Below are 23716 nucleotides of genomic sequence, written 5' to 3'. Positions count from 1 at the left end.
AGGTAGGGGCGCGCGGGTCCTGCGGGGCGTCACCAGATCGCTGCTCTGGAGTCGCCCCAGACGTTCGTCTTGACCCAGATCGTCGTCCCGGCGTGCCCGTGGAAGCACCACATGGTGCCGTCCCAGTTGCCGTTCGCGTCGGTCCGCTGCGACGCGCCGTTGAGCGCGGTGCTGGAGAACCCGCCGCTCGAGGGGCTGAACCAGTGGTTCCCGCCGTAGCTCGACCAGCACTGCGTGCTGAACGGCGTGTTGGGCTCCGCGTTGCGGATGCGGAGCACGAGGTAGGCGCACGCGGGGTCGTTGCAGTCGTTGTTGCTCACCCGGCTGCCCCGTTCGGTCCAGATGTCGCGGGCCGGCTTGGCGTCCGAGGTCGCAGCCGCGCACTTCGAGGCGGTCTGCCCCTCGGCGTCCGTGACCGTGACACAGATCTCCTTGCGGTCGGAGTAGCCCGCCGCGACGTTGACGCTCCCGCTCGCGGCTCCGCTCGAGACGGCCCCCGTGACCGTGGTCGTGTAGTTGCGCCCGTTGCCCGAGGTGCTCCAGCTGAAGCCGACGGTCTGGTTCCCTCCCGAGGCGTTCACGCTGGGCGCCGGGATGGGACCGTACGGGTTCGCGGTGGCCTTGTTCGAGGCCGGACCGTCCCCCCGTCCGCCGTCGGCCTTGACCACCGCACGGACGTAGAAGTCGTAGCCCGTCCCGTTGTTCAGGCCGCTGACGACCTTGTTCGCTCCCAGAGCGGCCCAGCCCGAGCTGCCGTTCTGGCTCCACTCGTAGCTGATCTCGCCGTCACGCGCCCCGGCGGCCGTCACGTTGGCGAACGCGAGCTGGACGGTCCCGTTGGCGCCGGTCGCCGTGGCCGTCAGACCCGCTACCGCGCCAGGCGCCGCGAACGCACGCTGCGGGTTGGACTCCGGGCTGAAGGCCGCCTCGCCGAACTTGTCCGTGGCCTTGTTGTGCGCCTTGACCCTGAACGTGTAGTCGGTGCTGTCCGCCGGCACACCCATGGTGGCGGTGGTCGCGGCGACCTTGGTCGACGACACCACTGCACCTCCACGCAGCGCCTCGACCGTGTAACCGGTGATCGGTCCGCCGTTGTCGGCCGGTGCCGCCCACACGATCTTCATCTGGGACGAGGACCCGAGCGACGTGCGCGTCGCACCCGGCTTCGCCGGAGCCGCGGGCTTGCCCGCCGGGATCTCGGGCGCCGAGGCTCCGGACCACTCGGACGGGTCCGGTGCAGCGTTCACCGCCTGGATCTCGAAGGTGTAGGAGCCGCCGTTCTGCAGCCCGGTCCACTCGTACGAGGTACCGGTCACGCACGTGCGGTCGGTCCCTCCGCCAGGTCCCGAGATGCGGATGTTGACGCAGCTGATCGGGGACCGGTCGGTGTACGTCTCGTTGACCCAGGTGAGCTTGATCGAGGTGTCGCCGAACGCGAGCGTCGGTGGCGCCGGGCGGTTGGGCTTCTCGTCGGGACGCGCGTCCTCGGAGGGCGCGGACGGGTCGGAGTCACCGACCTCGTTGGTCGCGACGACGGTGAAGTTGTAGACGACGTTGTTGGTCAGGCCGTCCAGGGTGCAGGTCGTGGTCGCGCACGCCTTGGTGTACCCGTTGGTCGACCTGACGGTGTAGCCCGTGATCTCGGCACCGTTGTTGACGGGCGGGTCCCACGTCAGGACCACGGTCTTGGAGCGGACCTCCTCGACCGTGGGCTTGGCAGGAGTCTCCGGGCGCCCCTGGACGGTGACCTGGATGCGCCCCTCGACCTGGCGGTCGGGGTCGTTCGTGGCGTCCTGGACGCGGTAGCGCACGACCATGACCCCGACGAACGTCTTGTCCGGGGTGACCACGACCTGGTCGCCGGAGACCGTCGCCGATCCGTTGCCGGTCTCGACCAGGGCGTCGACGAGCTTGAGCGGGGTCTCGGGGAAGGGGTTGGAGTCGTTGGCGAGGACCCTGACCGGGACGTCCTTGCCCTGGTGGGCCTTGTCGACCGTGTCCTCGTTCGCCTTGGCCAACGGCCGGGTCGATGCCACGACCTTGACCGCGAGGGTTCCCTCGACGGGCGGGTGCTCGCCGTCGGTCACGGTGATCGGGACGTTCAGCACGGTGCCCTTGGTGATCTCGGGGGCGGCCCTGACGGTTGCCGTCGTCCCGCTGATCGCGACCGAGATCCCGGTGGGGGTCGCGCCCGCGGTGAACGTCACGGGGTCCCCGTCCGGGTCCTCGACGAACCGGGCCAGGTCGACGCTGCCCTCGTCCCCGGCGGCGACGTCGACGTTCGACGCCGACAGGACCGGGGGAAGGTTCTTGGGCGCAAGGACCAGGATCGGCAGCGCGAGCAGTGCCTTGTGCCCCTCGGGGTCGTCCGGTCCCGTGCCGTCCGTGACCTCGAACGACAGCGTGGACGGCCCCGCGTAGTCCACCCGGGGGGTGTAGACCACGTTCGTGGCATCGGTGACGGCGACCGTTCCCTCGAGCGCCGAGACCTTCGACTCCTCGGTCAGGCGAGGGGTGCGTCCTTCCAGGACCAGGACGTAGTCGGTGATGTCCACGGGCAGGGACTCGCCCGCGTGGACCTCGAGCGGCGCGATCCCCGGCCGCAGCTGAGGGATCTGCTCGGTCAGGCCTGGGACCTTGACGAACGCCCGGGACGTCAACCCGTCGACGTCGGTGACCGTGTAGGTCAGGACCTGCCGCTCCTCGGTCAGCGGCACGGTCAGGACGCCGTCCGCGGACACCGTGACGCCGAGCGTCTGGGTCGTGACCGTGAGCTCGGACGCGGCCCCGTCGGGGTCGTCGTCGTTGTCCAGGACCGCGACCTTGACGCTGGTCTTGCCGAGGATCGAGTCCATCGGGACCGTGTCGTCCCGTGCGATCGGCGCGAGCAACGGGGCGTCCTGGTCGACGTTCACCGTGATCGAGGCCGCGGCCCGCGCGCCGAACGCGTCCTCGATCCCGTAGTAGAACGACGTAGCGCCCGCCTCGGCGGGGCTGGTCAGGACCACCCGGTCCTGCACGACCTGCGCGTCGAGCTCCTTCGGTGCCTCCAGGCCCGCAGGACGCAGCGCGATCTGGTCGCCGTCGGGATCGGTGTCGTTGGCCAGCGCGGCCACCGAGACCGTGCGGTCCGGACGGACGGTCACCACGTCGTCGATCGCGACCGGCGGCTGGTTCGCGGCCGGCGGACGGGAGATCCCGACCTGCACGGTGCCCACCGCGATCTCGCCGCGCGCGTCCTGGACCGAGTACGTGAACGTGTCCGACCCGGTAGCGTCCTTCGACGCCTCGTAGACCAGGAACCCGTCCTCGACCTTCGCGGTGCCCTTGCTCGGCGCGGACGCGATGCCCGTCAGCTGGACGGAGTCGCCGTCGGGGTCGATCCCGTCCAGCGGCACCGCGACCCGGACGCTCGCGCCGGACAGCACGCGCATCTGCACGGGTAGCGGCTGCGGCGGGGAGTTCTCCTCGCCGTCACGGATGTGGATCGTGACCTGGGCCGAGTCCTCCTGGCCGTTCTTGTCCCGCACGCGGTAGATCGCATACGCGGTGCCCGCCTCGGGGCCGGCCTTGAACCGCAGCTGCCCCTCTGACGCGAAGATCTCGCCCTGCTCGGGGGCCACCCCCTGCTCGAGCTCGTCCTGCAGGAACAGCTCCAGACCGTCGGGGTGCGTGTCGTTCTTGAGCACGGGGATCGTGACCACGTCACCGACCCGCACGGTCGCCTCGTCGGCGGCCGCGTTCGGCGGCTGCAGCTTGACCGGTGCCGGGACCGGGATGACCCGCACCTGACCGGTCGTGGTCTGCGTGCCGTTGGAGACCGTGTACTCGATCGTGACCGGCGCGTCCAGCCGGCGCACCTCGGTGATCCGCAGCATCTGGTGGGCCAGCACCGCGACAGAGATCCCCGCCTCGTCGGGGACGCTCACCGACTGCACCACGAGCACCCCACCCGCAGGGTCGGTGTCGTTCGCGAGCACGTCGACCAGCGTCTTGCCCCCCGAGGGGAGCAGCGCGGTGTCGGAGACCACGATGGGCGGCCCCTCGGCCGCCGAGGCCGGCAGGACGTCGACGCGCACGAGCCCCGTCGTCGCGTTGGGACCGTCCGAGACCTGGTACGTCAGGTCGTACGACCGCGGCTCGTTCGAGAAGAACTGGAACGTCCCCGCGTCGAAGTTGGGCGTGATCTGCGCGGGCGCGGACTGCGTCACGTCGACCAGGCGCAGCTCGTCCCCGTTCGCGTCGTAGTCGTTCAGCAACGGCTCGACCGTCACGGGCTGGCCCGCGGGCACGACCATATGGTCCGCGACGGCGACCGGCGCGAGCTGCCCGGCCCCCGACACGTCGACGTTCAGGACCCCCTCGAAGACCTCGCCCTGGCCGTCGGCCACCATGATCTTGACGATCTTCCGGCCGGTCGACCCACCGCCGTCACGGAACTCGACCGAGCCGTCCGGGCGTGAGCGCACCTCGTCGCCGGCCGACGTCACCGACGCAGCCGCGAGGTACAGGTCGTCACCGTCGGGGTCACGGAAGAACGGCAGGACCTTGATCTCGGCGGTCTTGCCGGACTCGACGACCAGCACCGGCTCGCCCGTCTGCTCGGGCGCGGCGTTCTCGCCCCAGGGCGAGACCCTCAGCTCGACCCCGGCCTCGGCGACCCCGCCACGACCGTCGGACACCGAGTAGCGGAACGAGGACGTCCCCGCCTCGACGTCCTCCGGGACGACGGCCTGGAGCGCGGCGCCTCCCAGCACCGTCTGCACCTGCGCGTCGCGCGGCCCCTCGCCCACGAGCGAAGCCGTCATGACGTCCCCGTCGGGGTCGACGTCGTTGCCCAGCACCGGCAGCAGGGTCGTGCGCCCGGGTCGTACGCCGAACGTGTCGTCGACCGGCAGCGGCGGCTGGTTGGGCTGAGAACGGTCGAGCACGAACTGGTCGACCTGCTCCGGGGTGCTCAGGTCCGCCTCGGACTCCTCGCCCTCGGCCTGCTCCGGGAGGACGAGCTCCCAGTCGTCGACCTTCTCGTACTCGTCGGCCGCCATCCAGAGCGTGCCCGCCGACAGGTCGTTGAGCACGATCGCCTTGCGGTTGACCCGGTACTCCAGGCGGTTCTGGGGATCCACCCCGTCGAGCCGCTTGTCGATGTCCAGGTCGGTCCCCGCACAGTCACGGATGACCTGACCCGACTGCGACCACGCGCCGTACGTGCATCCACCCAGCTGCACGGGCGCCGCCGGCAGGCCCGACGCCGCGCGCGTCACCGCGTCGCCACCGTCGAGGGGCGCCAGGACCAGGCCTGTGCTCGTCGCGACCGCGACGTCCGGCGTCTTGGACCCCGGCTGCTGCAGGCGTCCGTCCGACGCCCCTTCGAGCGCCAGCGTCTCGCCCCCCGGAAGAACCAGCTGAGACTGCGTGCGGTTGAGCACGACCGGCTCCGACCCCACGGTCGTGAGCTCGACCTCGTCGCCCTTGCCGACCGGCACCGTGGACGTGGTGACCTCCTCGACCGTCCCGGTCGCCGTCGTCGTGACCTTGGTCAGCTCACCCGTGGCCGGGACGACGACGAACACCGTGCCGTCCTGGGCGACCTGGACGACGCCCTCACCGCCGACCTCGGCGGTCGGCTCGAGGTTCTCCGCGTCGAACGACGCGACCCCCGCGAACGGGACCACCCACAGCAGGCCCTCCTCGTCGTCGAGGACGGCCACCGTGGAACCTCCCAGGGCGACCTCAGCGCCCGTCGGCGGACGGACCGTCCCGTCGAGCTTGAGCCGCGCCACGTCGACGGGGCTCACGGAACCTGCGCCGTCGTCGACGAGCAGCACCTTGCCCGCGTTCTGCAGGACGTCGAACGAGGCCGACGAGGCCAGCAGCGACCCGTCCAGTGCCTGGGACTCGAAGTTGAACCGCCCCAGCGCGCCACCCGACGTGCGGGTCACCCACACGCCGGAGTCGTTGAGCTCCACGTCTGCCGTGGCTTGACCGTCGTACGTGATCGCGAAGGCGACCAGCGCGGTCGAGAAGATGGACACCGTGCTCACGGACGCCACAGAGCGACGCCTGTCGTACAGACGGGATAGGAAGGTCACAGATCCTCCGAGGATGCTGAGTGCTGCAACCAGGTGTCCCCAGAGCCCCTCCTGCCAGGTGCCCCTACCCGTCGCGGGTAGAAGGATAACCACAAGAGGTCACGACGATGACATCCACTGGATGGGGAGAACTCCCCCTTGGCGCTACTGCCAGTAACGTTCGACGGTACGTCCTCGCAGGCCACGGACGCTGTCCTGCCGGGGTGCGGACGTCTTCCCGCAGGCAGGATTCACCTCGCACGACGAAGGGCGGCACCCGAGACCTCGAGGACTCGGGTGCCGCCCTCCGAGGGATCAGGCCGCGCGGTCGGCGAGCGCCTGGGCGAACGAGACGAGCGCGTCCTTGACGGGGCCCGCCGGCAGGGGGTCGAGCTCGGTGATCGCTGCCCGGGCCCAGCCGACGGCGAGCGCCCGGGTCTCGGCCAGGACCTCGTGAGCACGGAGCGCGGAGACCGCCGACGCGAGCTCCTCGTCGCCGGACAGGTCCGAGTCGAGCAGGTCGACGATCGCGGCGTCCGCGGCGGTCCCCTTGCCGCTGCTCACGCGGGCGCGCAGCAGCAGCGCAGGCATGGTCGGGACCTTCTCCCGAAGGTCCGTCCCCGGCGTCTTCCCGGACTGCTCGCCCGAGGACGCGAGGTCGAGCACGTCGTCGGCGAGCTGGAACGCGACGCCCAGCTTCTCGCCGTACTCAGCGACGACCTCGACGACCGACGGGTCGCAGCCACCGAACATCGCGCCCAGGCGGGCCGAGGTCGACAGCAGCGACGCGGTCTTGTCCGCGAGGACCTCGAGGTAGTGCTCGACGGGGTCGTCGCTCTCCGAGGGGCCCGTCGTCTCGTGCAGCTGGCCGAGGCAGAGCCGTTCGAACGTCCGCGCCTGGATGAGCACGGCATCGGGTCCCAGGGCGGCGACCGTCGACGCCGCACGGGCGAAGAGCAGGTCGCCGATGAGGATCGCGACGGAGTTGCCCCACACGGCGTGCGCCGAGGGAGCCCCGCGCCGCACGGGCGCGGAGTCCATGACGTCGTCGTGATAGAGCGAGGCCAGGTGGGTGAGCTCGACGACGACGGCCGCCTCCACCACCTCCGGCCGGGCGCCGTCGCCCAGCTCCGCGCACAGCAGTGCGAGGAGCGGGCGCAGGCGCTTTCCGCCGGCGTTCACGAGGTGGCGGGACGCGGTGTCCGCGAGCCCGTCGGAGTGCGCGACGGCGTCGCCCAGGCGCGCCTCGACGGTCGCGAGACGCGCGGTGAGCGTCGCCGAGAGCTCCGGATCGGTCAGGGGGATCGCCGTCGTTGAGACGGGTGGCACTGTGGTCACGGTCTGAACTTAGCCGCCTCGAGGGCCAGATCGAGAACCGAGGAGGGCAAAACGCCGAGAAGGATGACGCCTGTCACGCAGATCACGATCGCGACCGTGGTGAATCCTTCGGACCGGACGACCGTCACCCTGGCTGCGAGCGCGGCCGCGGCGGAGGTCCCCACGGGTCCCCCGGCCTCGTCCCCCTGGCTCCCCTGGGCGGCCCCGCCGGAGCCGCTCGAGGGCGACGGCGTGAAGAACATGAGCACGATGATCCGCACGTAGAAGAACACCGAGACCGCCGATGCCAGGACACCGATCAGGGCGAGCGGCCAGGCGCCCACCGCGACGGCGGCACCGAACGCCGTGAACTTCGCGATGAACCCCGCGGTCAGCGGGATGCCGGCCATCGAGAGCAGGAACAGCGCGAACGACCCGGCGAGCCACGGGCTGCGCCTGCCCAGCCCGGCCCACTCCGTCAGGTGCGTGGCCTCGCCGAGGATCGCTCCGCCGTCGGGCGCGGGCACCTCCCCCGCTCCCCCACCAGCGGGCCCTGAGGCCCCCGCCGAGCCCGGCGCGCCACCCGAGCCCACCGCCGCGAGCACGGGGCTCTCCACGGCGGCCTGAGGCTGCGGCGACCGCTCGCGCACGAGCGTCACGACCGCGAAGGCCCCCACGGTCGCCAGACCGTAGGCGAGCAGGTAGAACACCACGGCCCGGACGCCGAAGCCGCTGAGCTCGCCGAAGCCGACCAGCGCCACCAGGAGGAAGCCCGCGTGCGCGATCGACGAGTACGCGAGAAGACGCTTCATGTCCGTCTGGATCACACCGATGACCGACCCGACGACCATGGTGAGGATCGCGACGACCCACAGCGCGACCACGAGTTTCTCCTGAAGGTCCGGCGGGAGCGCCGAGCCGATCAGGTAGAGCACACGCACCAGTGCGCCGAACGCCGCCGCCTTGGTGCAGGCCGCCATGAAGCCCGTGACGGGCGTGGGAGCCCCCTGGTAGACGTCGGGGGTCCACGAGTGGAACGGGGCCGCGCCGACCTTGAAGAGCAGGCCCGCGAGCACCATGACCAGGCCCAGGAGCACCAGGCCCGTCATCCCGTCGAGCCCGCCGCCGTCCAGCAGGGCCGCGCGCACCTCGGCGATCCGCACCGAGCCCGCGAAGCCGTACACGAGCGCCACGCCGAAGATGAAGATCGCCGACGCGAAGGCCCCCAGCAGGAAGTACTTGAACGAGGCCTCCTGCGACAGGAGCCGACGACGGCGCGCGAGCGCCGTGAGCACGTACAGCGGCAGGGAGAGCACCTCGAGCGCGACGAACATCGTCAGCAGGTCGCCCGTGGCGGGGAAGATCATCATGCCGCCCACCGCGAACAGCACGAGCGGGAAGACCTCGGTCTGCTCGAGACCACGGCGGCGCGCGAGGTCCTCGTAGGCCGAGCCGGGCACGGCCGCAGCCGTGGGCGCGAACGCGTCCTGCCCGGTCGAGGTGCGGTCGGCGATCACGAGCGTGGCCAGCAGCGCGAGGACCACGACGATCCCCTGGAGTGCCAGGCCGAACGGGTCGATCACGAGCGACCCGCCCAGCACCTGGATGCCGTTGAGCTCCTGCACGTCGCCCCAGAGCAGGACGATCGTCGTGAGGGCCCCGACGAGCGCGCCCAGGGCCAGGACGACCTGGACCGCCCGGCGGTGCCGGTCCGGCACGAAGGCTTCGACCAGGACGCCCAGGACACCGGCGCCCAGGACGACGATCACGGGGACGAGGTAGGCCCAGTCGATCGTGGGGGCCACGAAGGCGGCTGCGGTGCTCACGAGTCGCTCCCTTCAACGCTGAGGAGTTCGGGGTTCGGGGCAGGGTCCTCGAGACCGACGGCCGTCATGGTCGCCTGCGCGGGCTCGCGCACCAGGTCGAGCGCGGGCGCCGGGTAGAAGCCGAGGACCAGCAGGGCCACGATCAGGGGCGCGACGACCCACTTCTCGCGAGCTCCCAGGTCCGCGGTCCCCGTCAGGGCGTCCGGCGTCCTGCCCGTGAAGACCTTCTGGTAGGTCAGCAGCACGTACAGCGCCGCGAGGACCACGCCCAGGACCGCCACGAGCGCCGCCGGGTGGCTGCGCGAGAACGTCCCGACGAGGACCATGATCTCGGAGACGAACGTCGACAGGCCGGGCAGCGAGAGCGCCGAGAGACCCGCCACGAGGAACGTGCCCGCGAGGATCGGTGTCACCCGCTGCAGGCCGCCGTAGTCGGTCAGGCGCTGCGAGCGCGTCGGGTGCCGCGCGATCAGGAAGCCCGCCAGGAGGAAGAGCGCCCCGGTCGAGATGCCGTGGTTGAACATGTAGAACGACGCCCCGGAGATGCTGAGCGACGTGAACGAGAAGATCCCCAGCACGATGAACCCGAAGTGGGACACCGACGTGTAGGCGATGAGCCGCATGACGTCGGTCTGGCCGATCGCCATGAGCGCGCCGTAGAGGATCGAGACCACGGCCAGCACCACGATCACGGGGGCCGCCCACCGGCTCGCGTTCGGGAACAGCGGCAGGCACAGCGTCAGCATGCCGAACGTGCCGACCTTGTCCAGGACGCCCACGAGCAGCGTCGAGGTGCCCGCGGGGGCGTGCTCGGCGGCGTCGGGCAACCAGGTGTGGACCGGGAAGAGCGGCGCCTTGATCGCGAAGGCGAGGAAGAACGCGAGGAACAGCAGCCGCTCGGTGCTCACGGGCAGCGGGTTCGCCGCCAGGTCGTCGACCAGGGTCTGGGTCAGGAAGCCCTGCTCGCCGCCCGGCCCGTTGAGGTAGAGCGCGATGACCCCGACGAGCATGACGAGCCCGCCCGCGAGCGAGAAGAGCAGGAACTTCACGGCCGCGTACCGCCGCTGCGCCCCGCCCCCGAAACCGCCGATCATGAAGTAGACCGGGATCAGCATGGCCTCGAACAGGACGTAGAAGAAGAACACGTCGCGCGCCACGAAGACCGCGACCATGAACGCCTCGAGGAGCAGCACCAGGCCCAGGTAGTGGCGGAGCTTGGAGAGGTCGCCGTCCTGCTCGCGCCACGCGGCGAGCACCACGAGCGGGACCAGCAGCACCGCGAGCCCGACCAGCAGGAGCGCGACGCCGTCTGCGCCGACCGCGTAGCTCACACCGAGCTGCGGGATCCACGCGTGCGTCTCGGTGAGCTGGAAGGTGCCTGCGTCCGCGGTGTCGAACGCGCTGATCGCGAGGCCGAGCAGCACGAGCTCGGCGAGCGCGAAGACGACCGCGACGGTCCGCAGGTGCTTGCGCGCGGAGGTCGCGCCCAGCCCCCAGACCGCCGCCGCGCCGACGAGCGGCAGGACGATCAGGAGTGTCAGCCAGGGAATCTCGGTGGTCATCGGTCCCTCAGCTCCCTGTTCCGGTGGTCACGGCGAGGACCACCGCGACGATCACGATCAGGCCAGCGAGCATCGTCGCCGCGTAGGACCTGACGAATCCGTTCTGCATGCCGCGCAACTTCTCCCCTGTCGCTCCGACGAGGCCGGCGAGGCCCATCCAGCCGCCGTCGACCATCTGCCGGTCCCCGTAGACCAGGGATCGTGTGAGGTACTGCCCGGGCCGCATGAAGACGGCCTCGTTGACGTCGTCCTGATACAGGTCCCGGCGCGCGGCCCGCGTGAGCGCCGACCCGTGCGGAGGCACGATCGGCACGCGGGACACCGCGTACTGGCGCCAGGCGAGCAGCACGCCCACCAGGACCAGCAGGAGGGTCAGCGTGATGAGCGCCCAGACCGGCAGGACCGGCTCCGCGTGCTCGGCGTGGCCCGTGACGGGCGAGAGCCAGTCGACGAACCCGTTGCCGATCGCGAGGAGCCCGCCGAGCGCGACGGACCCGACCGCGAGGACCACCATGGGGATCGTCATGAGCGCCGGGGACTCGTGCGGGTGCTGCACGGGGCCGTCTGTCGAGAGCGGCCCCGTGGGGCTGCCCGACCCGTCGTTCCAGCGCTTGTGCCCGTGGAACGTCATGAAGAACAGGCGCGACATGTAGAACGCGGTGATCCCCGCACCCAGCAGCGCCACGCCGCCGAAGACCCATGCACGCCACTCCTGGCCGTCGATCGGGACGAACGCGGCCTCGATGATCTTGTCCTTGGACCAGAACCCGGAGAACGGCGGGATGCCCAGGATCGCGAGCCAGCCCAGACCGAACGTGACCCACGTGACCTTCATGTACCTCGACAGCGCGCCGAAGCGGCGCATGTCCACCCCGTCGTTCATGCCGTGCATGACCGAGCCGGCACCCAGGAACATCCCGGCCTTGAAGAAGCCGTGCGTCACGAGGTGGAAGATCGCGAACGCGTACCCGATGGGTCCCAGGCCCGCCGCGAGGATCATGTAGCCGATCTGCGACATGGTCGAGGCCGCCAGGGCCTTCTTGATGTCGTCCTTGGCACAGCCGATGATCGCCCCGAACAGGAGCGTGACCGCACCGACGATGACCACCACGAGCTGCGCCGTCGGGGCCCCCTCGAACACCGGGGCCGAGCGGACCACCAGGTAGACGCCCGCGGTGACCATGGTCGCCGCGTGGATGAGGGCCGAGACCGGCGTGGGGCCCGCCATGGCGTCCCCGAGCCAGGCCTGGAGCGGGAACTGCGCCGACTTGCCGCACGCGGCGACCAGGAGCGCGAGGCCGATCGCCGTCAGCAGCGCGGTGCCCGCCGCGGGGGCGTCGGCGAAGACCGTCGCGAAGTCCACCGCGCCGAAGCCCGCGAACATGAGCATGAGCGCGACGATCAGGCCCAGGTCGCCCACGCGGTTCATGATGAACGCCTTCTTGGCCGCGACCGCGTTGGCCCGCTCGTGGTTCCAGAACCCGATGAGCAGGTACGAGGCCAGGCCCACGCCCTCCCACCCGACGAACAGCAGCAGGTAGGAGTCCGCGAGGACCAGGATCAGCATGGCTGCGACGAACAGGTTCAGGTAGGCGAAGAACCGGCGCTTGTCCGGGTCGTGCTCCATGTACGCGACCGCGTAGACGTGGATGAGCGTGCCGACGAACGTCACGAGCAGCACGAACGTCATGGACAGCGGGTCGATCCGCAGGCCCACGCCCACGTCCAGGCCGCCCGCGGCGATCCAGTCGAAGAGCCGGTGGTCGACCACCCGCTCGTCGGCCGGCAGGCCGAGCATCGAGAAGAAGACGACGAGGGCGACGACGAACGCGCCGCCCGACATCAGCACCCCGAACCACGCGCCCCAGCGGTCGCTGCGGCGCCCCGCGAGCAGCAGGATCGCGGCCCCCAGGAGGGGCAGCAGGATCAGCAGCGGGGCCAGCAGGAACGGGCCGGGCACGATCGTCGAGACGGGCACGATCTCCTGCGTCGGGAGGGCGGCCGGGAGCAGCGCGCCGAGCTCGCCGACGCGCGGGAGGGCTGAAAGCAGAGTCACCGTTGGCATGCCTGCCCTCTCAGTTCTTCAGCAGGTTGACGTCGTCGACCGAGGCCGAGCGGCGGGTACGGAAGATGGCCACGATGATCGCGAGCCCCACGACGACCTCGGCCGCGGCCACGACCATCACGAAGAACGCGATGACCTGCCCGTGGAGGTCTCCGTGCATGCGCGAGAACGTCACGAAGGTGAGGTTGGTCGCGTTGAGCATGAGCTCGATGCCCATGAACACGATGATCGCGTTGCGGCGCAGCAGCACCGTGGTCGCGCCGATCGCGAACAGTATCGCGGCGAGGATCAGGTAGTTGGTCAGCTCCATGTCAGCGTTCCTCGTCCTCGTCGGTGCCCGCGGCCAGCTCGGGGAACCTGCGGCCCGTGAGCTCCGGCTCGTGCTCGACCAGCACGTCGCGCTCGGCCGCGAGGATGCGGTCGGCCGACCTCTCCTGGCCGCGGATGCGCAGGATCCGCGAGACCGAGTGCTCGATGGGGCGACCCTGCGGGTCGAGCGCCGGGGTGTCCATGGCGTTGTTCTGCGCGTAGACGCCCGGGGCGGGCAGCGGCGTGAGGAGCCCGCCCTCGGCGAGGGCCGCGACCTTGGCGTCCGAGACCTGCCGCTGCCCGACGCGCGGCACGAGCCGGCGGCGGTGGGTCAGGACCAGGGCGGCGATGGCCGCGGTCACGAGCAGGATCCCGACGACCTCGAGGGCGAACACGTAGTCCGCGAAGAGGATGCGGGCGAGCGCCACGGGGTTGGTCTCGGCGTTCGCGGCCGTGAGCCCGACCGACGGCGGGAACGTCGCCTGCGCGATCACCCCGACCAGGACCGAGCCGAGCCCCAGGCCCAGCAGGATCCCGATGAAGCGCTGACCGCGGATGGTCTCGACGAGCGAGTCCGAGGCGTCGACGCCCACGAGCATGAGCACGAACAGGAAGAGCATCATCACGGCGCCCGTGTAGACCACGATCTGCACGACGCCCAGGAAGGCGGCCTCCTGCGCGATGTAGAGGATCGCGAGGCTGATCATGACGAACACGACGCAGATCGCGGCGTGCACGGCCTTGCGGGCGAACAGCAGGCCGAGCGCGGCCAGGACCATGAGGGGGGCGAGGACCCAGAACAGGACGACCTCTCCCCCGCTGACGGTCACCGGACCACCTTGCGGACCTCGGGGCGCCGCGCGGCGGCGGGGTCCACGACGGGCGGCAGGGTCGGGTCGTCGGGCCGGTGCTCGCGCACCCAGTCGATCTGCTCGGGCACGGGCCCGGTCACCTCTCCCCGGTAGTAGTCGGTGTCGGTCGTGCCGGGCACCATGGGGTGCGGCGCGGCCAGCATGCCCTCGCGCAGCGGCGCGAGGAGGTCTTCCTTCTCCCAGATCAGCCCTTCACGGGTAGGTCCGGTGAGCTCGTACTCGTTGGTCATGGTGAGCGCCCGGGTGGGGCACGCCTCGATGCACAGCCCGCAGAAGATGCAGCGCAGGTAGTTGATCTGGTAGACGCTGCCGTAGCGCTCGCCGGGCGAGCGGTGCGCACCGTCGGGGAGCGCCGAGTTGTCCGCGCCCTCGACGTAGATCGCGTCCGCGGGGCACGCCCAGGCGCACAGCTCGCACCCGATGCACTTCTCGAGCCCGTCCTCGTACCGGTTGAGCTGGTGACGCCCGTGGTAGCGGGGCTTGGTCGGCACCTTCTCGAACGGGTACTGCTCGGTCACGGTCGGCTTGAACATCGAGGAGAACGTCACCCCGAACCCGGCGACGGGCGCGAGCAGCCCGCCGAGCCCCTTCCTCTGCGGGATCAACGACTCGTAGTCAGCCACGGGGGACCTCCTCGTCCTGGGCGTCGGGTGCTGCGGGACCGTCTCCCGCGGGCGGGCTGCCCTCGGGGACCAGGCGCCGCGCCCTGCGCGGTGCGCTGGGCAGGGTCTGTCCTGGCAGCGGCGGGACGGGGAAGCCGCCCGCGAAGGCGTCGAAGGGCTCGGGGGCCGCGGTGGCGCCCTTGCGGTAGGGCGAGGTGCCCGACGGCGCCGCTCGCCCGCCCGCGTCGGCGTCGGGCTGCTTCTTCTGCGGCCACAGGAAGATCGCGGCGATCGCGACCACCCCCAGGACGACGGCCGCCACGAGGATCGCGCGGTTGTCGACGTCACCGAAGCGGATCATGCCCTGGACGACCGAGAGCACGACGATCCAGGCGAGCGCGGCCGGGATGAGGACCTTCCACCCGAACTTCATGAACTGGTCGTAGCGCAGGCGCAGGAGCGTGCCGCGGACCCACACGAACACGAACATGAAGGCCCAGACCTTGACGAGGAACCAGAGGATGGGCCACCAGCCCTCGTTGAACATGCCGTCGTTGATCGCCGACAGGGGCCACGGCGCACGCCAGCCCCCCAGGAAGAGCGTGGTCGCGACCGCCGAGACGTTGATCATGTTGATGTACTCGGCGAGGAAGAACCACGCGAACTTCATGGACGAGTACTCGGTCATGTAGCCCGAGACCAGCTCGCCCTCGGCCTCGGGGAGGTCGAACGGCAGGCGGTTGGTCTCGCCGATCATCGCGATGATGTAGATCACGAAGCTCGGGATGAGGATGAGCGCCCACCAGACCTGGGTCTGCGAGTCGACGATCTGCGAGGTCGACATGGAGCCCGCCATGATGAAGACGCTCACGAGAGCCAGGCCCATCGCGAGCTCGTAGCTGATGACCTGGGCCGTCGAGCGGACCGCGCCGAGCAGCGGGTAGGTCGAGCCCGACGACCAGCCGCCGAGCACGATCCCGTACACGCCCACCGAGGCGCACGCCAGGATGTAGAGCACCGCGACGGGGAAGTCGGTGAGCTGTGCGGGCGTCGAGTAGTCGGTGAACGGGATCGTGACGTTCGGCCCGAACGGGATGACCGCGAACGTCAGGAGCGAGCAGAACACCGCGATCATGGGCGCGAGGATGTAGACGAACTTGTCCGCCGCCGAGACCGTGAGGTCCTCCTTGAGGAGCAGCTTCATGGCGTCCGCGAGCGACTGGAGCAGACCGAACGGCCCGTGCACGTTGGGTCCGGGACGGACCTGCATCCGGGCCACGACCTTGCGCTCGAACCAGATCGCGATGAGCACGCTCGTGAGCAGGAAGACGATGATCAGCACGGCCTTGACCAGGTAGGTCCAGCCGTTGTCCTGGGAGAAGTCGGCCGTGATCCCGGGCACGCCCGGGGTCTCGGTGACCGAGGCAGTGCCCAGGGCGAGGTTCAGCAGGCCGCTCATGATGCTCCCCCGTCGGTGGGCTGGACGCTCTGGCCGGGCCGCGAGGCTCCGGGAGCGGGCTCGATCCGTACGAGCGCTCCCTGAGCCACGCCGAGCTCACGATGGACCCGCGAGCCCTCGGAACCGAGCGGGAGCCAGACGACGTGCTCGACCATGTCGGTGATCACCACGGGCAGCTCGATCGAGCCGCGGTCGGTCGACACCCGGACCGCGTCCCCCTCGAACAGGTCCGCGGCCGCCGCGGTCGTCGCCGACAGCCGGGCCACGGGCCGCTTGGCCGTGCCGGCGAGGAACCGCTCGCCGTCCTGGCCGCGGCCGCTGTCCAGCAGCAGGCGCCATCCCGCGAGCACCGCGGTGCCCGGGGCGACCGCGGGTGGTTCGGCCGCTGCGACCTCGGGGGCCGGCGGGCGGGTCCCGTCCCAGGTGCCGAGCTGGTCGATCTCCGCCCGGACCTCGTCCGTCGTGCGGGCCCCGAGCACGAAGCCCGCCGCGTCGGCGAGCGCGTCGAGCACGCGGTGGTCGGGCATCGCGGTCGTGGCGAGCGCGGCCTCGAAGGTCCGCACGCGGCCCTCCCAGCTCACGAACGCGCCGGCCTTCTCGACCGGCGGCGCGACGGGCAGCACCACGTCCGCGAGCGCCGTGACGTCCGAGGCGCGTACCTCGAGCGAGACGACGAACCCTGCGGCCTCGAGCGCCCGGAGACTGTGCGCGGGGTCGGGCAGGTCGTCGGAGTGCAGGCCGCCCACGAGCACGCCGCCGAGCTGACCCACGGACAGCGCGTCGAGGATCTCTCCCGTGCTCCGGCCCGGCGTCCCCGGGAGGTGCTCGACGCCCCAGGCGACGGCCACGTCGACCCGGGCTGCGGCGTCGGTCACCGGGCGTCCGCCGGGGAGGAGGGCCGGCAGCGTGCCGGCCTCGACCGCCCCGCGCTCCCCCGCCCGGCGCGGGATCCACGCGAGGCGTGCTCCCGTGCTCGCGACGAGGCGCACGAGCGCCGAGTACCCGCCGGGGACCCCGGCGAGCCGTTCGCCGACCAGAACCACGGCCCCGGGCTCGGCGAGCGCGTCGCGCAGTGCCGAGACCTCGGCCGGTTCCTCGACCGACTCGGGGGCGTCGGGGCCCACGGCCCCGTCGTGCCCGAACAGCGTCTGGGTGCCCGTGGCGAGCACGTCGAGCCACTCGGCCTCGGTGCCCGGGGCCGCCCGCAGGAGCGTGCCGTCGAGGCGCTGCACGCCCCGGCTCGCGAACGGTGCGAGCGAGAAGACCCGCAGGCCGCGCTTCTGGACCCCCTTGCGCAGGCGCAGGAACGTCACGCCGGCCTCCTCCTCGGCCTCGAGGGCCACGAGGAGCACCGCGGGCGCGTGCTCGAGCTCGTCGAACGTCACGCCCAACCCGGTGCCGGCGACCGCGTGGGCGAGGAAGTCCGCCTCCTCGGTCGAGTGCGCGCGGGCGCGGTGGTCCACGTCGTTGGTCCCGAGGACGACGCGGGCGAACTTGCCGTACGCGTACGCGTCCTCGACCGTGAGGCGGCCTCCGGGGAGCACCCCGACGCCGCCCGCGGCACGGGCCTGCGCGAGGCCCGTCGCCGCGACCTCGAGGGCCTCGGCCCAGCTCGCGGGGCGCAGCTCGCCGCGCGTGACCCGACCCTCGGCGTCGACCTCGCGGTCGCGCACGAGCGGGTGCGTCAGGCGGTCCGGTGCGTCCTGCCACGCGAACGCGAAGCGGTCCTTGTCGGTGATCCACTCCTCGTTGACCTGGGGGTCCTCGCCCGACAGGCGACGCAGCACCACACCGCGGCGGTGGTCGATCCGGATCGCGGACCCGCACGCGTCGTGCTCGCCCACGCTCGGGGTCGAGACGAGGTCGAACGGCCTCGACCGGAACCGGTAGGCGGCACCCGTCAGGGCTCCGACGGGGCAGATCTGCACGGTGTTGCCGCTGAAGTACGAGGCGAACGGGCGTCCCGACTCGTCCTCGAGCGCGGCCCCCACGGGGGCCTCGAACCCGGCCTGCGCGCCGTACGGCAGCGAGCCTGCGGGCGCTGCGGGCTCGGACTCGCCGTCGGCGAAGCCCAGGACGCCCGCGTCGAACCGGCCGATCTGCTGCTGCGCCCCACGCTTCTGCAGGTCGATGAACGCGTCGCCCGCGATCTCCGCGGAGAACCGGGTGCAGCGCTGGCACAGCACGCAGCGCTCGCGGTCGAGCAGGATCTCGGTCGAGATCGCGATGGGCTTGGGGAACGTGCGCTTGACGTCGACGAACCGGCTCGTCGCGCGCCCGTTGCTCATGGCCTGGTTCTGCAGGGGGCACTCGCCGCCCTTGTCGCAGACCGGGCAGTCGAGCGGGTGGTTGATGAGCAGGAGCTCCATGACCCCGTGCTGCGCCTTGTCCGCGACGGCCGACGTGTGCTGGGTCTTGACGACCATGCCGGGCGTGGCCTCGAGCGTGCAGGAGGCCTGCGGCTTGGGCATGGGGCGGACGTTGCCCTCGCGGTCGGGCGTCGCGACCTCGACGAGGCACTGGCGGCACGCACCGGCGGGGGCGAGCAGCGGGTGGTCGCAGAACCGCGGGATCTGGATGCCGACCTGCTCGGCGGCCCGGATCACCAGCGTGCCCTTGGGCACGGCCATCTCGATGCCGTCGATCGTGAACGTCACCTCGTCGCGGCGCGCGGGGGGCTGTGCGCCCCCTGCCGCCGCGGCGGGCGACGTGCCGGCGGACGTCGTGGTCGTCATCAGTGCGCTCCTGCCGTCAGGGCCTGCGGGGCACGCCGGGGCGTGTAGTCGAACAGTGCGGCGGCCGAGGGGTCGAACGGGCAGCCGCGGCCGGTGATGTGCGCCTCGAACTCCTCGCGGAACAGCGCGATGCTGCTCGTGACGGGCGACGTCGCGCCGTCGCCGAGCGCGCAGAACGCGCGGCCGAGGATGTTGTCGCACGTGTCGAGCAGGACGTCGAGGTCGCTCTCGGTGCCCTCGCCGTGCTCGATGCGGCGCAGGATCTGCTTGAGCCAGTACGTCCCCTCGCGGCACGGCGTGCACTTGCCGCACGACTCGTGGGCGTAGAAGTCCATCCACCGGCTCACGGCCCGCACCACGCACGTGGTCTCGTCGAAGATCTGCAGGGCACGCGTGCCGAGCATCGAGCCCGCAGCGGCGACCGACTCGTAGTCGAGCGGAGTGTCGAGGTGGGCGTCGGTGAACAGGGGCGTCGAGGACCCGCCGGGCGTCCAGAACTTCAGCCGGTTGCCGCCACGGATCCCGCCGGCCATGTCGAGCAGCTCGCGCAGCGTGATGCCGAGCGGCGCCTCGTACTGGCCCGGGCGCACGACGTGCCCCGACAGCGAGAACAGCCCGTGGCCCGACGACCGCTCGGTCCCCATGGACCTGAACCAGTCCGAACCCTCGTTGACGATCGCCGGGACGCTCGCGATCGACTCGACGTTGTTGACCACGGTGGGCCGTGCGTACAGGCCCGCGACCGCGGGGAACGGAGGCTTGAGACGCGGCTGGCCGCGCAGCCCCTCGAGCGAGTCGAGCAGCGCGGTCTCCTCGCCGCAGATGTAGGCGCCGGCGCCCGCGTGGACCGTGACGTCGAGGTCGAAGCCCGAGCCCTGGATGTTCTTGCCCAGGTACCCCGCCGCGTACGCCTCCTCGACCGCGCGCAGCAGGCGGCGGTACACGTGCAGCACCTCGCCGCGCACGTAGATGAACGCGTGGTCGCAGCCGATCGCGTAGGACGTGATGGCCACGCCCTCGATCAGGAGCTGCGGGCTCGCGAGCATGAGCGGGATGTCCTTGCACGTGCCGGGCTCGGACTCGTCGGCGTTGACGACGAGGTAGCGGGGCCCGCCGTCGGGCGCGGGCAGGAAGCCCCACTTCATGCCCGTGGGGAACCCGGCGCCGCCGCGGCCGCGCAGGCCCGAGTCCTTGACGACCTGCACGACGTCCGCGGGCGGCTGTGCGAGGGCCTTCGCGAGGCCCTTCCAGCCCCCCTGCGCGACGTAGGCGTCGAGCGTCCAGGAGCGCCGGGCGTCCCAGGTCTCGCTGAGGACCGGGGTCAGGGGGTCGATCGTCTGCTCGCTCACGGCTGCTTCCCCTTCGAGGCGTCGGGCGTGGCGCCCGTGGCGTCGGCGGGCGTGGTGGGCTTGCGCTCGGCCGAGGACTGCTCGTGCCCGACGGCGGAGGCACCCTGAGCGGCCGCCTCGCCCGTGTCCGTGGCCGACCCGTCGACCTGGTCCGGAGCCGCTCCGCCCGGCGCGGTCCAGTCGTGCTCGCGCGCGAGCCGCAGCCCGGCGAGCGTGGGCTCCCCTGCCCCGACACCCTCGTCGGCGCGCCCGTCGGAGAACCCGGCGAGCACGCGGCTCATCTGCTTGAAGCTGCACACCGAGGCGGCGCCGCGCGTGGGGGCGACCTGCTCGCCGGCCCGCAGGCGGTCCGCGAGCTGCGTGGCGCCCGCCGGGGTCTGGTTGTCGAAGAACTCCCAGTTGACCATCACGACGGGCGCGTAGTCGCACGCCGCGTTGCACTCGACACGCTCGAGCGTGATGGCCCCGTCCTCGGTCGTCTCGTCGTGCCCGACCCCCAGGTGCTCGGAGAGCTCGTCGAAGATCTCGTCGCCCCCCATGACCGCGCACAGCGTGTTGGTGCACACCCCCACGGTGTAGGTGCCGTTGGGGTGGCGCTTGTACTGCGTGTAGAAGGTCGCGACGGCCGACACCTCGGCCGCCGTGATGCCGAGCTGCTCGGCGCAGAACGCGATGCCGTCGCGCGAGACGTACCCGTCCTCCGACTGCACCAGGTGCAGCATGGGCAGCAGCGCCGAGCGCTTCTGCGGGTACCGGGCGACGATCGCCGCGGTGTCCTGCGCGAGGCGCGCGTACGTCGCCTCGTCGTATCCGGACCTGTGAGCCTCGAGCGTCATCGGTCCACCCCTCCCAGCACCGGGTCGAGCGAGGCGACCGCGACGACGACGTCGGCGACCTGGCCGCCCTCGCACATCACGGCGACCGCCTGCAGGTTGTTGAACGAAGGATCACGGAAGTGCGCCCGGTAGGGGCGCGTGCCGCCGTCGGACACCAGGTGCACGCCGAGCTCGCCTCGCGGGTGCTCGACCGACTGGAAGACCTGGCCCACGGGGACCCGGAAGCCCTCCGTGACGAGCTTGAAGTGGTGGATCAGGGCCTCCATCGAGGTGCCCATGATCTCCCTGATGTGGTCGAGCGAGTTGCCCATGCCGTCGCTGCCGATCGCGAGCTGGGCGGGCCACGCGATCTTCTTGTCGCCGACCATGACGGGCTGGCCCGCCGTGGCCTCGAGCCGCTCGAGGCACTGCTCGACGATCCGCAGCGACTGGTAGCACTCCTCGAGCCGCAGCACGACGCGCGAGTAGCAGTCGGCGTCGTCCGAGGTGGGCACGTCGAAGTCGTACGTCTCGTAGCCGCAGTAGGGAGCGGCCTTGCGCACGTCGTAGGGGAGCCCGGTCGAGCGCAGCACGGGCCCCGTGATCGCGAGCGCCATGCAGCCCGAGAGGTTGAGGTGCCCCACTCCGACCAGGCGGGACTTGAAGATCGGGTTGGCGAGCATGAGGTCGCCGAGCTGGCCGAGGTAGCCGCGGATCAGCGGGTCGGCCTTGCGGATCTGGGCCACGACGTCCGGCGGGACGTCCTGCACCACGCCCCCCGGGCGCACGTACGCGTGGTTCATGCGCAGCCCCGTGACGGCCTCGAAGATCCGCAGGATCTCCTCGCGGGCCGTGAACGAGATGGTCATGACCGTGGTCGCGCCCATCTCGTTGCCGCCCGTGCCGAGGCACACCAGGTGGGACGCGATCCGGTTGAGCTCCATCATGAGGACGCGGATGATGCTCGCGCGCTCGGGGACGTCGTCCGTGATGCCGAGGAGCTTCTCGACCGCGAGGCAGTAGGCCGTCTCCTGGAACAGGGGCGCGAGGTAGTCCATGCGGGTGCAGAACGTGACCCCCTGGGTCCACGTCCGGAACTCCATGTTCTTCTCGATGCCCGTGTGGAGGTAGCCCACGCCGCAGCGGGCCTCCGTGACGGTCTCGCCGTCGATCTCGAGCATGAGCCGCAGCACACCGTGGGTCGAGGGGTGCTGGGGGCCCATGTTGACGACGATGCGTTCCTCGCCCAGCTGGGTCGCCTCGGCCGCGATGTCGGCCCAGTCGCCGCCCGACGCCTCGTAGCTGGGGATCGACGCGTCGAAGTCGCCGTACGGCGCCTTCGTGGCGTGGGGTGTCGCGTGCGGGGTGGTGGGGCTCACGAGTACGACCTCCTCTGGTCCGGCGGGGGCACCGTGGCGCCCTTGTACTCGACCGGGATGCCGCCGAGCGGGTAGTCCTTGCGCTGCGGGTGACCCGGCCAGTCGTCCGGCATCTCGATGCGGGCCAGGGCCGGGTGGTCGTCGAAGACGATCCCGAAGAAGTCCCACGTCTCGCGCTCGTGCCAGTCGTTGGACGGGTACACCGACGTGGTCGAGGGGATGTGCGGGTGCGCGTCCGGGACCGCGACCTCGAGGCGCAGGCTCCGGCCGTGCGTGATCGACGTCAGGTGGTAGACGGCGTGCAGCTCGCGGCCCACGTCGTGGGGGTAGTGCACCCCGCTCACGCCCATGCTCAGCTCGAACCGCAGGTCCTGCTCGTCGCGCAGCGCGCGGGCGACCGTGACGACGTGCGGGGGCCGGACGTGCAGCGTGAGCTCGGCGTGCGGCCCCGGCGGGTCGACGACGACCTGCTCGACGGCGTCCTCGAAGCGCACGCCCGCCTCGGCGAGCACCTCCGCCAGGACGTCCACGGCCTCGTCGAACCACCCGCCGTACGGGCGCGCGCTCGGCCCGGGCAGCACCACGGGGCGCACCAGCCCCCCGTAGCCCGAGGTGTCTCCCGAGCCGTGGGCCCCGAACATGCCCGTGCGGACCTCGACGACCTCGAGCGGCTCGCGCCCACCCGGGCCCGGTCCCGCCACGAGCTCCTCGCCGGGCACGTCGCCCTGGGCGACCTCGTCCCGCTGGACGGCGTCCGCCGGGCGGCCCGTCGTCCCGTCGTTGGTGCTCGTCACCGCAGCAGCCCCTTCATCTGGAACGTCGGGGTCGCCTCGAGCGCCGCGGCCTCGGCGGCCTTGGCCGCCTCCCGCCGGTTCACGCCCAGCGGCTCGGCCTGGATCTGCTCGTGCAGCGCGAGGATCGCGTTGATGAGCATCTCGGGGCGCGGCGGGCAGCCCGGCAGGTAGATGTCGACCGGCACGATGTGGTCGACCCCCTGGACGATCGCGTAGTTGTTGAACATCCCGCCGCTCGACGCGCACACGCCCATCGACAGCACCCACTTGGGCTCGGACATCTGGTCGTAGACCTGGCGCACCACGGGCGCCATCTTCTGGCTCACGCGACCCGCGACGATCATCAGGTCGGCCTGCCGCGGCGAGGCCCGGAAGACCTCCATGCCGAAGCGGGACAGGTCGAAGCGCGACGCGCCGGCCGCCATCATCTCGATGGCGCAGCACGCCAGGCCGAACGTCACCGGCCACAGCGACGCCTTGCGGAAGTACCCCGCGAGGTTCTCCACGCTCGTGAGCAAGAAGCCCGAGGGAGCCTCTTCGATCCCCATCTGCGTTCTCCCT

The 23716-nt window shown here is 71.3% G+C and carries 15 protein-coding genes; all 15 read right to left on the bottom strand.

Annotation, left to right across the window (positions count from 1 at the left end; genetic code table 11):
- Positions 1-29: 29 nt before the first annotated feature.
- The 15 genes from H9641_RS13500 to H9641_RS13430 all read right to left on the bottom strand — a co-directional run bounded on the left by H9641_RS13500 (position 30) and on the right by H9641_RS13430 (position 23703).
- The gene (locus H9641_RS13500; protein WP_318244575.1) at positions 30-6044 is read right to left on the bottom strand and encodes an Ig-like domain-containing protein; all 6015 of its coding nucleotides are present in this window, start codon (positions 6042-6044) and stop codon (positions 30-32) included.
- Between the two features lie 342 nt (positions 6045-6386).
- Positions 6387-7409: a polyprenyl synthetase family protein gene (locus H9641_RS13495; RefSeq protein ID WP_318244574.1), complete on the bottom strand. Its 1023-nt coding sequence runs from the start codon at positions 7407-7409 to the stop codon at positions 6387-6389.
- A complete protein-coding gene (gene nuoN / locus H9641_RS13490; protein WP_191804583.1) occupies positions 7406-9214 on the bottom strand; it encodes an NADH-quinone oxidoreductase subunit NuoN in 1809 nt (602 codons plus the stop codon). The genes H9641_RS13495 and nuoN overlap by 4 nt, the downstream gene beginning before the upstream one ends.
- Positions 9211-10776: an NADH-quinone oxidoreductase subunit M gene (locus H9641_RS13485; protein ID WP_191804581.1), complete on the bottom strand. Its 1566-nt coding sequence runs from the start codon at positions 10774-10776 to the stop codon at positions 9211-9213. Before H9641_RS13485 ends, nuoN begins: the two co-directional genes overlap by 4 nt.
- 7 nt (positions 10777-10783) lie before the next feature.
- Complete coding sequence (nuoL, locus tag H9641_RS13480) at positions 10784-12841, bottom strand: NADH-quinone oxidoreductase subunit L (RefSeq protein WP_191804579.1); 2058 nt, start codon at positions 12839-12841, stop codon at positions 10784-10786.
- A 10-nt stretch (positions 12842-12851) separates the two neighbouring features.
- Positions 12852-13151 (bottom strand): NADH-quinone oxidoreductase subunit NuoK, encoded by a 300-nt coding sequence (gene nuoK, locus H9641_RS13475; protein WP_056649827.1) that lies wholly within the window; start codon positions 13149-13151, stop codon positions 12852-12854.
- A 1-nt stretch (position 13152) separates the two neighbouring features.
- Positions 13153-13980 carry an NADH-quinone oxidoreductase subunit J gene (locus tag H9641_RS13470; protein ID WP_056649825.1) on the bottom strand — a complete coding sequence of 276 codons (828 nt, stop codon included), beginning with the start codon at positions 13978-13980 and terminating at the stop codon, positions 13153-13155.
- The gene (nuoI, locus tag H9641_RS13465; protein ID WP_056649822.1) at positions 13977-14645 is read right to left on the bottom strand and encodes an NADH-quinone oxidoreductase subunit NuoI; all 669 of its coding nucleotides are present in this window, start codon (positions 14643-14645) and stop codon (positions 13977-13979) included. The genes H9641_RS13470 and nuoI overlap by 4 nt, the downstream gene beginning before the upstream one ends.
- Positions 14638-16083 (bottom strand): NADH-quinone oxidoreductase subunit NuoH, encoded by a 1446-nt coding sequence (nuoH, locus tag H9641_RS13460; protein ID WP_191804577.1) that lies wholly within the window; start codon positions 16081-16083, stop codon positions 14638-14640. The genes nuoI and nuoH overlap by 8 nt, the downstream gene beginning before the upstream one ends.
- Complete coding sequence (locus tag H9641_RS13455) at positions 16080-18818, bottom strand: NADH-quinone oxidoreductase subunit G (protein WP_191804574.1); 2739 nt, start codon at positions 18816-18818, stop codon at positions 16080-16082. Before H9641_RS13455 ends, nuoH begins: the two co-directional genes overlap by 4 nt.
- Positions 18818-20152, bottom strand: coding sequence for an NADH-quinone oxidoreductase subunit NuoF (gene nuoF / locus H9641_RS13450; RefSeq protein ID WP_191804642.1), 1335 nt, complete (start codon positions 20150-20152; stop codon positions 18818-18820). Before nuoF ends, H9641_RS13455 begins: the two co-directional genes overlap by 1 nt.
- 11 nt (positions 20153-20163) lie before the next feature.
- Complete coding sequence (gene nuoE, locus H9641_RS13445; protein WP_191804572.1) at positions 20164-21003, bottom strand: NADH-quinone oxidoreductase subunit NuoE; 840 nt, start codon at positions 21001-21003, stop codon at positions 20164-20166.
- Positions 21000-22361 carry an NADH-quinone oxidoreductase subunit D gene (locus tag H9641_RS13440; RefSeq protein WP_191804570.1) on the bottom strand — a complete coding sequence of 454 codons (1362 nt, stop codon included), beginning with the start codon at positions 22359-22361 and terminating at the stop codon, positions 21000-21002. The genes nuoE and H9641_RS13440 overlap by 4 nt, the downstream gene beginning before the upstream one ends.
- A complete protein-coding gene (locus H9641_RS13435) occupies positions 22358-23080 on the bottom strand; it encodes an NADH-quinone oxidoreductase subunit C (protein WP_377616318.1) in 723 nt (240 codons plus the stop codon). Before H9641_RS13435 ends, H9641_RS13440 begins: the two co-directional genes overlap by 4 nt.
- 71 nt (positions 23081-23151) lie before the next feature.
- Complete coding sequence (locus H9641_RS13430) at positions 23152-23703, bottom strand: NuoB/complex I 20 kDa subunit family protein (protein ID WP_056649804.1); 552 nt, start codon at positions 23701-23703, stop codon at positions 23152-23154.
- Between the last annotated feature and the right edge of the window lie 13 nt (positions 23704-23716).

The sequence above is a fragment of the Oerskovia merdavium genome (assembly GCF_014836755.1).
Taxonomy (GTDB): Bacteria; Actinomycetota; Actinomycetes; order Actinomycetales; family Cellulomonadaceae; genus Oerskovia; species Oerskovia merdavium.
This window is presented reverse-complemented; position numbering and strand designations above follow the sequence as displayed.